This window comes from Microlunatus spumicola (assembly GCF_039536445.1).
GTDB classification, from domain to species: Bacteria; Actinomycetota; Actinomycetes; order Propionibacteriales; family Propionibacteriaceae; genus Microlunatus; species Microlunatus spumicola.
On the sequence record NZ_BAAAYR010000002.1, the window covers coordinates 299,232 to 314,690 of the forward strand.

General features: G+C 74.4%; 12 protein-coding genes and 1 riboswitch. Of the genes, 6 read left to right on the forward strand and 6 right to left on the reverse strand.

The genetic code is table 11. The features are described from left to right. Positions 1-54: 54 nt before the first annotated feature. Complete coding sequence (locus ABD665_RS10375; protein ID WP_204910724.1) at positions 55-618, reverse strand: CGNR zinc finger domain-containing protein; 564 nt, start codon at positions 616-618, stop codon at positions 55-57. Positions 619-709: 91 nt separating this feature from the next. Between ABD665_RS10375 and ABD665_RS10380 the strand changes: the two genes are divergently transcribed. Genes ABD665_RS10380 through cobF form a run of 3 tightly spaced genes read left to right on the forward strand, consistent with a single transcriptional unit; the run spans position 710 to position 4,034 of the window. Beyond that, positions 710-1,729: an EamA family transporter gene (locus tag ABD665_RS10380; RefSeq protein ID WP_344742207.1), complete on the forward strand. Its 1,020-nt coding sequence runs from the start codon at positions 710-712 to the stop codon at positions 1,727-1,729. Further along, positions 1,726-3,252, forward strand: a complete 1,527-nt coding sequence (locus ABD665_RS10385; protein ID WP_344742209.1) for a cobyric acid synthase — start codon at positions 1,726-1,728, stop codon at positions 3,250-3,252. The genes ABD665_RS10380 and ABD665_RS10385 overlap by 4 nt, the downstream gene beginning before the upstream one ends. Next, complete coding sequence (gene cobF, locus ABD665_RS10390) at positions 3,249-4,034, forward strand: precorrin-6A synthase (deacetylating) (RefSeq protein ID WP_344742211.1); 786 nt, start codon at positions 3,249-3,251, stop codon at positions 4,032-4,034. The genes ABD665_RS10385 and cobF overlap by 4 nt, the downstream gene beginning before the upstream one ends. A 132-nt stretch (positions 4,035-4,166) precedes the next feature. Here cobF and ABD665_RS10395 read toward each other — a convergent pair whose 3' ends face one another. From ABD665_RS10395 to cobN, 4 genes are all read right to left on the reverse strand, one after another. Beyond that, positions 4,167-4,928, reverse strand: a complete 762-nt coding sequence (locus ABD665_RS10395; protein ID WP_344742213.1) for a dienelactone hydrolase family protein — start codon at positions 4,926-4,928, stop codon at positions 4,167-4,169. Next, positions 4,829-5,314, reverse strand: coding sequence for an anthrone oxygenase family protein (locus ABD665_RS10400; RefSeq protein ID WP_204910721.1), 486 nt, complete (start codon positions 5,312-5,314; stop codon positions 4,829-4,831). The genes ABD665_RS10395 and ABD665_RS10400 overlap by 100 nt, the downstream gene beginning before the upstream one ends. Before the next feature lie 48 nt (positions 5,315-5,362). Continuing rightward, positions 5,363-5,755, reverse strand: a complete 393-nt coding sequence (locus tag ABD665_RS10405; protein ID WP_204910720.1) for a TIGR03618 family F420-dependent PPOX class oxidoreductase — start codon at positions 5,753-5,755, stop codon at positions 5,363-5,365. Positions 5,756-5,891: 136 nt separating this feature from the next. Beyond that, positions 5,892-9,668, reverse strand: a complete 3,777-nt coding sequence (gene cobN, locus ABD665_RS10410) for a cobaltochelatase subunit CobN (RefSeq protein ID WP_204910719.1) — start codon at positions 9,666-9,668, stop codon at positions 5,892-5,894. A 59-nt stretch (positions 9,669-9,727) separates the two neighbouring features. Further along, positions 9,728-9,808, reverse strand: a riboswitch (cobalamin riboswitch). An 88-nt stretch (positions 9,809-9,896) separates the two neighbouring features. On the opposite strand from cobN, the gene ABD665_RS10415 reads away from it, so the two are divergent. Then, the gene (locus ABD665_RS10415; protein WP_204910718.1) at positions 9,897-11,150 is read left to right on the forward strand and encodes a phophatidylserine decarboxylase associated domain-containing protein; all 1,254 of its coding nucleotides are present in this window, start codon (positions 9,897-9,899) and stop codon (positions 11,148-11,150) included. Positions 11,151-11,201: 51 nt separating this feature from the next. Here ABD665_RS10415 and ABD665_RS10420 read toward each other — a convergent pair whose 3' ends face one another. After that, entirely contained in the window at positions 11,202-12,719 is a 1,518-nt protein-coding gene (locus ABD665_RS10420) for an integrin alpha (RefSeq protein ID WP_204910717.1), read from the reverse strand. Positions 12,720-13,113: 394 nt separating this feature from the next. On the opposite strand from ABD665_RS10420, the gene ABD665_RS10425 reads away from it, so the two are divergent. Beyond that, entirely contained in the window at positions 13,114-14,556 is a 1,443-nt protein-coding gene (locus ABD665_RS10425; RefSeq protein ID WP_204910716.1) for an FAD-dependent oxidoreductase, read from the forward strand. Beyond that, positions 14,553-15,398 (forward strand): SDR family NAD(P)-dependent oxidoreductase, encoded by an 846-nt coding sequence (locus tag ABD665_RS10430; protein ID WP_204910715.1) that lies wholly within the window; start codon positions 14,553-14,555, stop codon positions 15,396-15,398. The genes ABD665_RS10425 and ABD665_RS10430 overlap by 4 nt, the downstream gene beginning before the upstream one ends. Positions 15,399-15,459 lie beyond the last annotated feature (61 nt).

Sequence of the window (15,459 nt, forward strand, 5' to 3'; positions counted from 1 at the left end):
ACCCCTGCAAAAGGCGCCAACCCGTCCCGGGCCCTTCGACAGGCTCAGGGGGCGTTACCGGTCGACGTCCTGCTCCGCGCCGCGGCGGCGGGCGCGGTAGGCGGCGACGTTCGCGCGGTTGCCGCAGTTGCCGGTGTCGCAGTAGCGCTTGGAGGAGTTGCGCGAGAGGTCGACCAGGACGGCCTCGCAGTCGTCGGCGGCGCAGGTCTTGAGGCGGCCGAGGTTGTCGGTGCGGATCAGGTCGAGCAGGCCCATGGCCGACTCGGCGCCGATCCGGTGGGCCAGCGGGGCGTCCTGCTCGGTCATGTGCAGGTGCCAGTCGAGCGCATCGTGCTTGGTGAGGTAGGGCGTGGTGGCGGTGTCGCGCAGGATCGCGTTGACCAGGGAGGCCGCCTCGGCGCGGTCCGCGGCCGACCAGACCGCGCGCAGCCGCTCGCGGATCTCGCGCACGGCCTCGAGCTCGGCGACGGTGCCGAGGCGCTCCCCCGACATGGGCACCACCTCGAGGAAGGCGTCCAGCCCGGCCACGGTCTCGAGCTGGTCCGCCCCGTCCAGGCGCGTGTTCACCAGGCCCGCGGCCTCGGCCAGCGCGCCTTCCGTGTCACCGGTGAACAACATCTTGACTCCTGACAAGCCCGTCGCTTAGTGTCACGAGCGTAGAGCACTTTTGGTCATGACACCATGGCCGACCGACGACGAGGAGCGACCCGTGGCAGCCACCGAGACGGTCAGGCCCCCGGCCGTGACCGCGTCGAGCCACCGCACGACCGGCCTGCTCATCGGCCTCGGGTCCGCGGCGGCGTTCGGGCTCTCGGGCTCCTTCGGCCACGCCCTGCTCGACCTCGGCTGGTCCCCCACCGCCCTGGTGGCCGCCCGGGTCGGCGGCGCGTTCCTCGTCCTGCTCATCCCCTGCCTGCTGCTGCTCCGGCGCACCGGCCTGCCGAACCTCCGCCAGTCGGGCCGCGTCGTCGTCTACGGCGTCGTCGCGGTCGCGGGCTGCCAGCTCTTCTACTTCAGCTCGCTGCAGCACCTCTCGGTCGGCGTCGCGCTGCTGCTGGAGTACCTCGCGCCCGTCGCCCTGATCGGCTGGCGCTGGTCGCGCGGCGAGCGTCCGAGCGCCGCGGTCCTCGCCGGCGCCGGGCTCGCCCTCGTCGGCCTCGCGCTCGTCCTCGACGTCACCCACGGCTTCACCGTCTCGGGCGTCGGGGTCGCGTACGGGCTGGCCGCGATGCTCTGCCTCGCCGCCTACTTCGTGCTGTCCGAGTCCCGCGCGGACGCCTCGGAGCTGCCCCCGCTGGTGCTGCTGACCGGCGGCACCGGGGTCGGCGTCGTCGTGCTGCTCGCGGTCGGCGGCCTCGGCCTGCTGCCGCTGACGGTCGGCTTCGGCACCGCCGACCTCGGCGGCCGGGAGCTGCCGTGGTGGGCCCCGATGGCGCTGCTCGTGCTCGTCTCCGCGGTGCTGGCCTACCTCACCGGGATCATGGCCGTCCGCCGGCTCGGCGGCCCGGTCGCCTCGTTCGTGGCCCTCACCGAGGTGCTGTTCGCGATCGTCTTCGCCGCCGTGCTGGTCAGCCAGATCCCCACCGGCGGCCAGCTGCTGGGCGCCCTGCTCGTGCTCGTCGGCGTGGTCGTCGTCCAGGGCGGCTCGGCGACGGCGCCGCCGTGGGCCGCGGGACGCCTGCTCTACCGGGCGGCGCTCGGCCGCTTCCGCTCTACGATCAGACGGTGAGCCGAGCCGCAGCCCTGCGGACCCCCTCCGGAGCCTCCGGGCTGCTCGTCGCCGGCACGTCCTCCGACGCCGGGAAGTCCCTCGTCGTCACCGGCCTCTGCCGGGCGCTGGTGCGCCGCGGGATCGACGTGGCGCCCTACAAGGCGCAGAACATGAGCAACAACTCCGGCGTCTGCGCCGACGGGTCCGAGATCGGGCGCGCGCAGATCCTGCAGGCCGCGGCCGCCCGCCTCGAACCGACCTCGGCGATGAACCCCGTCCTGCTCAAGCCGGGCACGGACCGCCGGGCCCACGTCGTCGTCCGCGGCCGCGCGTCGGGCGTGCTGGAGGCCGGGCAGTACGCCACCGGACGACGGCACCTCGCGGAGGCCGCGTGGGCGGCGTACGCGGAGCTCGAGGCGAGCCACGACCTGATCGTCTGCGAGGGCGCCGGGTCGCCCGCGGAGATCAACCTGCGGTCCGGCGACTACGTGAACCTCGGCCTGGCGCGGCGGTTCGGGCTGCCCGTCGTCGTGGTCGGCGACATCGACCGGGGCGGCGTCCTGGCGTCCCTGTACGGCACCGTCGCTCTGCTCGAGCCCGAGGACCGGGCACTCGTGCGGACGTTCCTGATCAACAAGTTCCGCGGCGACCCGGACGTGCTGGCCCCCGGGCTGACCGAGATCACCCGCCGGACCGGCGTGCCCTTCGCCGGCGTGCTGCCGTGGCTCGACGGCGTGTGGCTGGACGCCGAGGACTCCCTCGAGGTCGGGGCGTGGCGGCGTTCGGTCCGCGGGGCCGAGACCGGCCGCCTGCGGGTGGCCGTGGTCCGGCTCCCGCGGGTCAGCAACGCCACCGACGTCGAGGCCCTCGCCGCCGAGCCCGGCGTCGAGGTCCTGGTCACCACCGACCCCGAGGTCGTCGCCGGGGCCGACCTCGCCGTGCTCCCGGGCACGCGGGCCACGTTCTCCGACCTGGCCTGGCTGCGCCGCACCGGCGTGGCCGACGCCGTCCTCGACCGCGCTCGCCGCGGTGCGCCGCTGCTCGGGATCTGCGGCGGCTACCAGATGCTCGGCCTGCGCGTGGAGGACCCGGACGGCGTCGAGGCCGACGCCCCCGAGGTCGAGGGCCTCGGGCTGCTGCCCGTGGTCACCGGGTTCGACGCGGAGAAGACGCTCGGCCGCCCCGTCGGCGCGTGGCAGGGTCACGAGGTGCGGGCGTACGAGATCCACCACGGGCGGGCCGACCGCGTCGGTTCGGTCGAGGCCGAGGCCACGCCCTTCCTGGACGGCTGGCGTTCCGGGTCGACGTGGGGCACGGTCTGGCACGGCACGTTCGAGAACGACGGGTTCCGGCGGGCCTGGCTCGCCGAGGTCGCCGCGGCGAGCGGGTCGTCCTGGACCCCGCGGCCCGACGCGCCGGCGTACGGCGCCCGCCGCGAGGCCATGGTGGACGCGCTCGCCGACGCCGTCGAGGAGCACCTCGACGTCGACCTGCTGCTGGCCGGCACCCGCGTCGGCGCGCCGAGCAGGGCGGTCTCGTGAGCGTCCGGGTGCTGGTCGTCGGCATCGGCAGCGGCGACCCCGCGCACCTCACCGGCGAGGCGGTGGCCGCGCTGAACGCGGTCGACGTCTTCCTCGTCGCGGACAAGCGCGCGGCCACCCGCGACCTCGTGACGCTGCGGGCCGAGCTGTGCGCGGCGGTCATCACGCACGGGCGCTACCGCTTCGTCCAGGTGCCCGACCCGGAACGCGGTCCCGACGCCGAGCGCGACAAGGCGGCGTACGCCGCGGCCGTGCGCGACTGGCACGCGGAACGCGCCCGCCGGCACGCCGAGGCGATCACCCGCGAGGTCGGCACCTCCGGCACGGTCGGGATGCTCGTCTGGGGCGACCCCTCGCTCTACGACTCGACGCTGCGCGTCGTGGACCGCGCCGCGGAGCTGCTGGCCGCCGACGGGACCGACCTCGAGGTGACCGTCGTGCCCGGCATCAGCAGCGTCAGCCTGCTGGCCGCCCGGCACCGCACCGGCCTGAACCGCGTCGGTGCCCCTGTCCACATCACCACCGGGCGCCGCCTCCTCGCCGAGTACGACCCGGCCCTCGGCGACGTCGTCGTCATGCTCGACGGCGACCTCGCCTGCGCCGGCCTGGTCGAGGCGCACCCCGACCTGGAGATCTTCTGGGGCGCCCAGCTCGGGCTCCCCGACGAGGCCCTGGTCCACGGCCGGCTGGCCGAGGTGCTGCCCGAGATCCGCGCCCGCCGCGACGCCGTACGCGCCGCCCGCGGGTGGGTCATGGACACCTACCTCCTCCGCCCCACCTGACCCCTCCCCCCTTCCCTCGGCCCCTCCCCCTCTCCCTGGGCCGACCAGTGGTCGCTCCGGGCCTCGTCCAGCGGGTGTCGCTGCTCCGCAGCGACCACTGGTCGCGAGGGGGTGAGGGTGAGGGGGTGAGGGTCAGAGGCGGGTCAGGAAGGCGGTCGCACGCTCGACGAGCAGGTCGGTGGCGGCCGGGTCGTGGTCCGCGCCGCCCTGCTCGGTGAAGAGGTGGCCGCCGCCGGGGTAGAGGAAGAGCTCGGCGTCGGGCACGGTGGCGGCGATGCTGCGGGCGGCGTCGAGGTCGCCCTCCTCGACGAACATCGTGTCCTCCTCCTTGGCGTGCACCTGGACCGGCACGCCCGTCGGCCACGGCGCGTCGAACTCGCTCGGCTCGACCGCGGCGCTGATCAGCAGCGCACCCCGGGCCCCGAGCCGGGTCTGGGCCAGCAGCTGCGCCGGCAGCACCCCCAGCGACACCCCGGCGTAGACGAGCTCGCGCGGCAGCGCCTCGGCGGCGAGCCGACCGCGCTCGATCAGCGTGTCGAAGCCGACCTCCTCGGCGTACGCGCTGCCGTCCTCGCGGTCGCCGAAGACCCGGCCCTCGTAGAGGTCGGGCAGGTGGACCGTGTGGCCCGCCTCCCGGAACCGTGCGGCCAGCGCCTCCATGCCGCGCGTCCGGCCCAGCACGTGGTGGAACATCAGGATCTCGGCCACGCGGTCCTCCTCGTTCGTCGGGAGGAACGACCCTGCCGAACTTTCCTCCGCTTGACCACCCCGGAGGTGGACGGACGGCGGAAAGCTCAGCCGCGGCGGAAGCGGCGGTCGACGAGCAGGCCCAGGGTGACCGCGGCGGCGCCGGCCGCGACCAGGACCCGCCGCTGCCGGTGGCCCTCGTCCCACCGGGCACGCACCGCGCGCCAGTCGTCCGGCGGCACGGCGTCCGGTCGCCAGGCCCGCAGCCGGGCGTTCGCGGGCTCGTTCACGGTCAACGTGACCCGGACGGCCACGGCGACACACGTTGCGGCGACGATCCGGGACACGGCCAGGGCCGGCCGGTGCCCGGCGCCGGCGACCAGCGCGGCGCCGACCGCGGTGGCGGCCGCCGACAGGAACAGCGGCGGCGCGACGCGCGACATCACCCGGTCGACGCGCTGCTGGCCGGCCAGCCAGCCGGCGTAGTCCGGAGCGCTGCGCAGGCGCGCGGTGGGGTCCAGCCCGACGAGGCCGGTGAGCGCGGCGAGGGTGACGAGGTGGGTCGCTTCGACGACGCGGGCCGAGCTGCTCATGCTCCGAGGGTGGACCGCCGGCTCAGCCTCCGCAAGAGCGGAGAGGGGTCAGCCGTGCCCGAGGACGCGCTCGACCTCGACGACGAGCACCACGCGCTCGGGGTTGACGCGGGGCTGGCGGTAGCGCGCGGCGTACCGCTCGACGGCGTCGGCCACGCTCTCCGGGTCGGACTCGACGTGGATCGGCCCCTGGAGCGTCAGCCAGCGCCGGCCGTCGACCTGGCAGAGCGCGGCGACGGCGCCGGGCCGGGCCGCGAGCCGCGCCTTGACCGAACCGCCACCCGTGATCACGCGGGCCAGGCGGGTCTCCGGCTCGTACGTGAAGCCGACCGGGACCACGTGCGGCGTGCCGTCGGCGCGGACGTTGGTGAGCGTGGCGAGGTGGCGTTCCACGAGGAACGTCAGCGTCTCCTCGTCCAGGGCGCCGGGGTCGAGGCTCATGAAGACGCTCCCTGAGCCTGTCGAAGCGGTGTCCTGAGCCTGTCGAAGGGGGCCACGAAGTGGTCAGCGTCTGAAGCAGAGGCGCCAACCTCTGCGAGGCCCTTCGACAGGCTCAGGGGGCGTAGGCGCGAGCAGATCACGAGACCCGGTCCTCGAGGTCGCCCTCGACGTCGAGGTAGACCTGCTGCAGCCGGTCCATGAGCTCCGCGTCCGGCTTCTCCCACAGGCCGCGGTCGGCGGCCTCGCTCAGCTTCTCCACCATCGCGTGCAGCGCCCAGGGGTTGGCGTGGCGCAGGAAGTCCTGGTTCTCCTTGTCGAGCACGTAGGTCTCGGCGAGCGTCGCGTACATCCAGTCCGGCACCACGCCCGTCGTCGCGTCGAACCCGAAGAGGTAGTCGACCGTCGCCGCCAGCTCGAACGCGCCCTTGTAGCCGTGCTTGCGCATCCCGGCGATCCAGCGCGGGTTGACCACCCGCGACCGGAACACCCGCGCGGTCTCCTCGGTCAGCGTCCGCGTGCGGATCGCGTCCGGGGTCGTGCTGTCCCCCACGTACGCCTTGGGGTCCGCGCCCGTCAGCGAGCGCACGGTCGCGACCATGCCCCCGTGGTACTGGAAGTAGTCGTCGGAGTCGGCGATGTCGTGCTCGCGGGTGTCGATGTTCTTGGCCGCGACCGAGATCCGCCGGTAGGTCGACTCCATGTCCTCGCGCGCGCTCACGCCGTCGAGGTCGCGCCCGTACGCGAACCCGCCCCACGCCGTGTAGACCTCGGCCAGGTCGGAGTCGTCGCGCCAGTTCCCCGACTCGATGACCTGCAGGATCCCCGCGCCGTACGAGCCGGGCTTGGACCCGAAGATCCGCGTCGTCGCGCGCCGCTCGTCCCCGTGGGCCGCGCGGTCGGCGTCGGCGTGGCGGCGCACGTAGTTGTCCTCGTGGGCCTCGTCGAGACCGGCGACCAGGCGTACGGCGTCGTCGAGCATCGCCACCACGTGCGGGAACGCGTCGCGGAAGAAGCCGGAGATCCGCACGACCACGTCGATGCGGGGCCGGCCGAGCTCGGCGAGCGGGATGGGTTCCAGCCCGACGACGCGGCGCGAGGCCTCGTCCCAGGTCGGCAGGACGCCGAGCAGGGCGAGGACCTCGGCGATGTCGTCGCCCGAGGTGCGCATCGCCGACGTGCCCCACACCGACAGCCCGACCGAGGCCGGGTACTCGCCGGTCTCGTCGAGGTAGCGCTGCAGCAGCGAGTCGGCCATCGCCTGGCCCGTCGTCCAGGCCAACCGGGACGGCACGGCCTTGGGGTCGACGGAGTAGAAGTTCCGCCCGGTGGGGAGCGTGTTCACGAGGCCGCGCAAGGGCGAGCCCGACGGTCCGGCGGGGACGTAGCCGCCCGCGAGCGCGTGCAGGGTGTTCGTCAGCTCGTCGGTGGTCTTGGCCAGGCGCGGCACGACCTCGCGGCACGCGAAGGCGAGCGAGGCCTCGACCCCGGCCAGCCCGGGGTGGTCGGGCCCGAGCTGCGCGAGCGCGATCCCGCGCGCGCTGTCCTCGACCCAGCCGCCGTCGGCGAGCGCCTGCACGAGGGCCCGCGCCTGCTCCTCGGCCGCGTCGGCCTCGGCCGTGCTCGACTCGTTCTCCTTGAGCCCGAGCGCGACCCGGAGGCCGGGGATGCCGTTGACCTGGTTCGCGAACACCTGGTTGGCGCGCAGCACGGCCAGCACGAGGTTGACCAGGTTGTCGCCCACCGGCGGCTGACCCAGGATGTGCAGCCCGTCGCGGATCTGCACGTCCTTGATCTCGCACAGCCAGCCGTCGACGTGGAGCACGAAGTCGTCGAACGTCTCGTCGTCCGGCTTGTCCTCCAGCCCGAGGTCGTGGTGCATCTCGGCCGCCTGCACGAGCGTCCAGATCTCCCCGCGCAGCGCCGGAGCCTTGGCCGGGTCCATCGCCGACACCGTCGCGTACTCGTCCAGCAGCTGCTCGAGCCGGGCGATGTCGCCGTACGCCTCCGCGCGCGCCATCGGCGGCACGAGGTGGTCGATGACGGTGGCGTGCGCACGGCGCTTGGCCTGCGTGCCCTCGCCCGGGTCGTTCACCAGGAAGGGGTAGATCAGCGGCATCGAGCCGAGCGCCGCGTCGGTGCCGCAGGAGGCGGACATCCCGAGGTTCTTGCCGGGCAGCCACTCGAGGTTGCCGTGCTTGCCGACGTGCACGACCGCGTGCGCACCGAACTCGCGCTCCACCCACCGGTAGACGGCGAGGTAGTGGTGCGTCGGCGCCATGTCGGGGTCGTGGTAGATCGCGATCGGGTTCTCGCCGAAGCCGCGCGGCGGCTGCACGAGGATGACGACGTTGCCGGCCTGCAGGGTCGCGGCGACGATCTCGCCGGCGGGGTCGAGGGTGCGGTCCACGAACAGCTCGCCCGGGGCCTCGCCCCAGGTCCGCGTGACGTGCTCGACGAGGTCGTCCGGCAGGTCCGCGAGCCAGGCCTTGTACTTCGCCGCCGGGATCCGGACTCGCTGCCCGGCGACCTGGTCGCTGGTCAGCCACTCCGGGTCCTGACCGCCGGCGTCGATCAGGGCGTGGATGAGGGCGTTGCCGGCCGTCGTGTCCGGCTCCTCGTCCTCCACCTCGGGCAGGGTCGCGGTGCCCGGGATCTCGCCCGGCTCGCCCAGGTCGTAGCCCTCCTCGCGCAGCGCGCGCAGCAGCCGGATCACCGAGACGGGGGTGTCGAGGCCGACCGCGTTGCCGATCCGCGAGTGCTTGGTCGGGTAGGCCGACAGCACGATGGCGATCTTGCGCTCGCTCGGCGGGACGTGGCGCAGGCGCGCGTGGTTGACCGCGAGGGACGCGACGCGCGCGCAGCGCTCGGGGTCGGGCACGTAGTGCGGCAGCCCGTCGGCGTCGACCTCCTTGAAGGAGAACGGCACCGTGATGATGCGCCCGTCGAACTCCGGCACCGCGACCTGCGTCGCCACGTCGAGCGGCGACAGCCCCTCGTCGGACTCGGCCCAGTCGCTGCGGCTCGTGGTCAGGCACAGGCCCTGCAGGATCGGCACGTCGAGCCCGGCCAGCTTGCGGACGTCCCAGCCCTCGTCCTCCCCGCCCGCCGACGCGTTCGCCGGGCGGGTGCCACCGGCCGCCAGCACGGTCGTGATGAGCGCGTCGTACGTGCCGAGGTGCTCGATCAGGTCGTCCGGCGCGTCGCGCAGGGAGGCGGCGAAGACGGGGACGCCGATGCCGCCGGCCTCGTCGATCGCGTCGGCGAGGGCGGAGACGTACGCGGTGTTCCCGGCCGTGAACTGCGCCCGGTAGAAGAGGATCGCGACGCGCGGGCGTACGGGGAGAACGCCAGAGCCAGCAACGCCCCCTGAGCTTGTCGAAGGGCCTCGAAGAGGTTGGCTCTCACTGCTCAGACGCTGACCACTTCGTGGCCCTTCGACAGGCTCAGGGAGCGTCTGGGGGAGCTCGGGGAGCATGCTCTCGGGGCGCGGGAGGGCGCCCCACTGGGGCTGCTCGACGGGGGCCTCGAACCCTTCGCCGGTCAGCAGGACGGTGTCGGAGAGGAAGGCGTGGAGCTGGCGGAGGTTCTCGGGGCCGCCCTGGGCGAGGTAGCGGTGGGCCTCGGCGCAGGTGCCGATCGGGACCGTCGACTGCTCCATGAGCGCGGCGTCGGGGGCCTGCTCGCCGCCGAGGACGACCATCGGCTTGCCGAACGCGCGGATCCGCTCGAACCCGCCGCACAGGTCGCGGGGCGACCCCAGCACGCGGGCGACGATCAGGTCGGCGGACGCGAAGGCCTCCGCCATCTCCTGGTGCGCCGGGCGCCCCGGGTTGGCGACCACGTAGTCGGCGCCGCTCGCGCGGGCCGTCAGCAGGTCGGTGTCGGAGGTGGAGAGCAGGACGATCCGGGGCACTTCGTCTCCTCGCCGGAGGTCCGCGCCTCCGAGCAGTAGGGAAAGGTCGCGACGCCGGTCAGTCTCTGACTCACCAGCGCCGTGCTCGGGCACGCGGGCTCACAGTGGCGGGACCGTCCCGGAGTCGCACCGGGTTCCTGGGTCCGAGGTCGTCCCGGCAGCCTAGCGGGCGGAGGCGCGGTGACGTCCCTGCGTCGAACCCGGCCCAACGGGGTAGGTGACGCGAACGTGAGCGACACGAAGGACGTACGACGTCAGGCCGGCTGGCTGCCCCCGCAGGACGACCTCGAGGCCTGGCTCGAGGAACGCCAGGAACGCGTCGAGGCCGACCGTGACGACGTCGAGCTGCACCCGGCCGTCGTCGAGCTGCAGGAGCTCCTCGCCTCGGACCCGCTGCTACGCATGTACGTCGAGCGGATGCTCACCGAGGAGCCCCAGGGCAAGCCCTACGGCCGGCGGCACATCCAGGACACCGGCCAGCTGCTCCGGCTGATCGACCAGGTGCTGACCACGGCGCCGGAGTTCAGCGAGAAGGTGATGGTCGCGACCCCGCTGGGCGCGATCTTCGACTGGCCCATGGGCACCACCGCCGGCTTCGCGGCGTTCCGGGAGCCGCGGTTCAACGCGGCGCTCAAGAAGATCCTCAACGCCTGGTGCGTGTTCCTCGACAGCCCCGACTCGCTCTACGTCCTGACCGACGCGGAGGGCGGCTGGATGTCGGAGGAGGCGGTGGAGGCGATCGGGATCGAGCGGTTCGAGCACGACCCGGACGCCGAGCACTGGGGCTTCGACTCCTGGAACGCCTTCTTCACCCGCCGCTTCAAGGAGGGCGAGCGACCGGTCGCCGAGCCCGACGACGACCGGGTGGTCGTCAGCCCGTGCGAGTCGTCGCCGTACGCGATCGGGCGCGACGTGCAGCGCGAGGACAGCTTCTGGATCAAGAGCCAGCCCTACTCGCTGCGGGACCTGCTGGCCCGGGACCCGTCGGTCGACGACTTCGTCGGCGGGACGGTCTGGCAGTCCTACCTGAGCGCCACGAGCTACCACCGCTGGCACAGCCCCGTGGCCGGGACGGTCGTGCGCGCGTTCAACGTCGACGGCACCTACTACTCCGAGGCCGACACGGAGGGGGCCGAGGCGACCGAGCCCTCGAGCTCGCAGGGCTACACGGCCCACGTCGCGACCCGGGCCGTGATCCTGATCGAGGCGGACAACCCGGAGATCGGGCTGGTCGCCTTCGTCCCGATCGGCATGTCGGACGTCTCGTCGTGCCGGATCCACCCACACCTGCAGCCGGGCTACCACCTCGCCAAGGGCGAGGAGCTCGGCTACTTCCAGTTCGGTGGCTCGACGGTCTGCCTGGTGTTCCGGCCCGGGGTCGTCCAGGGCTTCAGCCTCCAGGCGATCCCCGAGCCCGACGACCCCGCCGCACCGGCACCGCCGGTCGTGCAGGTGTGCTCGCCCATCGCCCTCACGCGCTGAACCCGGGCGCCCCCCTGGCGCCCGGGTCCGTCGCCGCCGGTCCGCTGCGGGCTAGCGCCCGAGGGCCTCACCGAGGCTGCCGCCGTATGGGCTCTCGTCGTTGACGTCGACGTCCCGCACCCGGTACGACCGCGCACCGTCGGTCGTGAAGCCGGAGCCCGAGCCGAGGAGCGTGGTGACGCGCCCGCCGCCGTCGTCCTCGCCGGGGGCACCGATCGAGAGGTCGGGCCGGCCGTCACCGTCGACGTCGAGGAGCGAGAGCGACCCGCCGAAGAAGTCGCCCTCCTCCGAGCCGCCCGGGACGCCCGGGGTGTCCTGGTCGTAGGCCGTGTTCCCGCTCGTCGCGAGCCCGTCCGCGCCGCCGCGGATCACGAACACCCGGCCCGCGTCCTCGTCGCCGACCGCCTCGCCGGGCGCGGCCACGACCAGATCGGTGTAGCCGTCGGCGTCCAGGTCGGCACCGGCCACAGAGGCCCCGAAGTAGTCGCCCGACTCCTCGCCGGTGCCGGGCAGGCCGGCGTCCTCCTGGTCGACGTCGGCCGCGCTCGCGGTCGTCGCCGTCCCGGTGCCGGTCAGGGTCACGACCGTGATGCCGCCCGGGTCGGTGGCGGCGCTGTTGTCCGGCACCCCCACGACGACCTCCGGACGGGCCGAACCGGCCACGTTCGCGACCAGCACCGTGCTGGCGCTGCCGAGCGACCTCTCGTGCAGCAGGCGGCGGCAGCCGGTCGGGCCGGCGCTCGTGCCGGCGCAGTAGGAGAGCGACCCGTCGGTGTCGTTGCCGTCGTCGTCGTCGCCCGCGCCCTCCGACACGACCACGACGTCCGCGCGCCCGTCGTCGTCGACGTCGGCCACGGCCAGGGAGGAGCCGAAGTGGTAGTCCTGCTCCTCACCCTGCTGCCCGAGGAAGCGCGTGCTCTTGGAGGTCGTGACGCCCTTCTTCCCGCCGTAGAGGATCGTCACCGACCCGCTGGCCGGGAAGTCGTCGTCGGGGGTGAGGTCGCGCTCGTCGTCCACGGCCCCGACCGCGAGGTCCGGGTAGCCGTCGCCGTTCAGGTCGCCGGCCGCGAGCGCCCCGCCGAAGCCCGCGTAGCGGTACTTGCCCTCCGGCTCGGAGAACTGCTTCGACCGGCTGCCGCTCAGGCCCTTCGACGTGCCGTAGAGCACGGTGACCGCACCCGCGTCCTGCTTGCCCTTGAAGTCCTCGCCGGGCAGCCCGACGGCGAGGTCGGCGTACCCGTCCCCGTCAAAGTCGGCGCTCGCCACGGCCGAGCCGAAGTGGTCACCGTCCTCCGAGCTGCCGGAGACCTTGGAGGTGGACTGCGTGATGACCTGGCCGAGCCGGCCGGAGCCCGACGCGTTCCGCGCGTAGCGGACCACCACCCCGCCGGCCTCGGCGTCCGAACCCCGGTCCAGGGTGGGCGCACCGGCGACCTGGTCGGTCCTGCCGTTCCCGTCGAAGTCGTACGGCTTCGCCGCCGTCGCCGCGTGCGCGGGTGCCGCCGTGAGCGCGAGGGGCACCGCCAGCCCCGCGAGCGCCGCCCACGACCGTGTCCGGACCGATGTCATCTCCGCCTGCTCCTTCGCCGACCTGTCGCTGGCCCGCGCACGTCGCGGGACCGCACCAGGTTCGGCCCGGGCGGGCGTGGTGTCGATGGGGAGGACTCCCCGGTCGGGGTGCAGCGGCGGGGGGTGCGGCGACGGGGTGCGGAGACGGGGCTGCTGCGGGGGCACCGCGACCTCTCGGCCGCGGTGCCCCGTCCTTCAGCTCCCGCAGACGTCCTTCGACGCCAGCAGCGAATAACCTCGTCCTCGTCCTCGTCGCACGGCCCGCTCCTTTGCGGCTGGGGGGGGTATTGACGGTCAGCGTACGAAATGGCCCGCCCACCGTCCCCGGGTTTCTCGCCGTGTCCCCCGTGCGGCCGACAACCCGGTCCCACCGAGCGCGGGGCACGATCGAGGGGTGGACGAGACGTACGACGTGGTCGTGGTCGGCGCGGGCGTGTCCGGCATCGGCGCGGCCTGCCACCTCGCCCGGAGCTGCCCCGACGAGTCCGTGCTGGTCCTGGAGGCCCGGGAGCGCGTGGGCGGCACGTGGGACCTCTTCCGCTACCCCGGCGTCCGGTCCGACTCGAGCATGTTCACCTACGCGTACGACTTCGCGCCCTGGCCGGGACCGACGGCCCTCGCGGAGGGCGCCGACATCCTGGACTACCTGGAGGGCACGGCCCGGGCGTACGGGCTCGACCGCCGGGTGCGCCTCGGCCACCGCGTGGTCCGCGCGGCCTGGTCGAGCGGCGACGAGCGGTGGCGCGTCACGGTCCGGCACGCCGGCGCGGACGGCGGGGAGACGGAGTCGCAGGTCGTCTGCCGCTTCCTGTGGGTGTGCACCGGCTACTACCGCTACGACCACGGGCACCTCCCCGCGCTGGCCGGGCGCGAGGACTTCACGGGCCGGGTGGTGCACCCGCAGGCCTGGCCGGCTGACCTGGACATGGCCGGTCGCGACGTCGTCGTGGTCGGCAGCGGCGCGACGGCCGTGACCCTCGTGCCGGCGCTCGTCGACCGCGGTGCCCGCGTGACGATGCTGCAGCGCTCGCCGAGCTACGTCGCGTCGGTCCCCCGGACCGACCCGGGCCGGCGCGCCCGGCTGCGCGGGGTCGTGACGCAGACGGGGCTCTACGCGCTCAGCCGACGGGCGCCGCGTCTCGTGCGGGCCGGTCTGCTGCGCGACGCCGCCCGCCGGCTCCCCCGCGGCTACGACGTCGCCACCCACTTCACCCCGCGCTACGACCCCTGGGACCAGCGGCTGTGCGTGGCGCCGGACGGTGACCTGTTCGCGGCGATCTCCACCGGCCGGGCGGAGGTCGTCACCGACACGGTCGACCGGCTCGTCGCGGGCGGCGTCCGGACCGAGACCGGCCGGGTGCTGCCCGCGGACGTCGTGGTGACGGCGACGGGGCTCGAGCTGCTGGCGCTGGGCGGGCTCGAGCTCGTCGTCGACGGCGAGGTCGTCGACCCGGCCGGACGGCTCGCCTGGCGCGGCCTGATGCTCGAGGGCGTGCCGAACTGCGCCCTCACCCTCGGCTACAGCGCCGCCTCGTGGACCCTGCGGGCCGACCTGGTCGCCCGGTTCGTCACCCGGCTGCTCGGCACGATGCGGCGCCGGGGGCTGGCGACCGTCACACCGCTCGCCCCCACCCGGCCGCAGCAGCGGCGGCCGCTGCTCGCCCTGCGGGCCGGCTACGTCCTCCGCGACGCGGCCCGGCTGCCGTCCCAGGGCAGCCGGCACCCGTGGGTGGTGCGTCAGGACCCCGTACGCGAACGTCTGTCCTTCGCGCTCCGGCGCCGGACGACGGGCCTGCGGCTGGAGCGCTCGCACGGGGCCGGGAGCGGTGCCCGGTGAGGCGGTACGCCTTCGCCGGCGGCACGGCCGTCGTCACCGGCGCGGGCAGCGGGATCGGCGAGGCCCTCAGCCACGGGCTCGCGGACCGCGGCAGCCACCTCGTGCTCGTCGACCAGCACGCCGACCGGCTCGACCGGGTGGCGGCGGCCGTCCGGGACCGGCACCCCGGTCTGCGCGTCGACGTCGTGGTCGCGGACCTCGCCGACCACGACGCGACGGTGGCGCTGGGCACCCGGCTCGCGGCCGAGCACCCGGAGACGACGCTGCTGGTGAACAACGCCGGCACGACGGTCGGGGGCGAGCTCGCCGAGCTGAGCCTGGCCGAGGTGGACCGGGTGCTCGAGGTCGACCTGCGGGCGGTGGTCTCGCTCACCCACGGCCTGCTGCCCGTCCTGCTCGCCGACCCCGGCGCCCACGTCGTCGTGGTCTCCAGCATCTTCGGGATCTTCGCGGCACCCGGGCAGGTCCCCTACGTGACGGCGAAGTTCGGCGTCCGCGGCTTCGCCGAGGCGCTGCGCCACGAGCTCGCCGGGCGGGTGGGGGTGACCGTCGTCCACCCCGGCGGGATCGCGACCCGGATCGCCGTCGACGCGCCGGTCGCCACCGGGGCGGACCGGGCCGCGTTCGACGTCACCCGCGCGCGCGTCGGCCGCCTGCTGCGGATCACCCCGGCCGACGCGGCCGAGGCGATCCTGCGCGGCGTCGAGCGTCGCCGCGGCCGGGTGCTGATCGGCTGGGTGACCGCGCGGTTCCCGGACCTGCTCGTCCGCGCGCTGCCGGGTGCGTACGGGCGGGTGCTCGGGGCGTTCGCGGGGAGCCCGCTCGACCCGCGTCGGCCCTAGCCGCCGGCGACGCGACGACGACGACGACGATCCGGCACCGCAGCGGTGCCGGGTCGTCCCC

Excerpts from the sequence above, each read along its gene's own strand:
- ABD665_RS10405 (WP_204910720.1), bottom strand. The coding sequence starts at position 5,755 with ATGAGCCTCGACCCCGGCGCCCTGGACGAGGAGACGCTGACGTTCCTC.
- ABD665_RS10420 (WP_204910717.1), bottom strand. The coding sequence starts at position 12,719 with ATGACATCGGTCCGGACACGGTCGTGGGCGGCGCTCGCGGGGCTGGCG.
- ABD665_RS10400 (WP_204910721.1), bottom strand. The coding sequence starts at position 5,314 with ATGAGCAGCTCGGCCCGCGTCGTCGAAGCGACCCACCTCGTCACCCTC.
- ABD665_RS10375 (WP_204910724.1), bottom strand. The coding sequence starts at position 618 with ATGTTGTTCACCGGTGACACGGAAGGCGCGCTGGCCGAGGCCGCGGGC.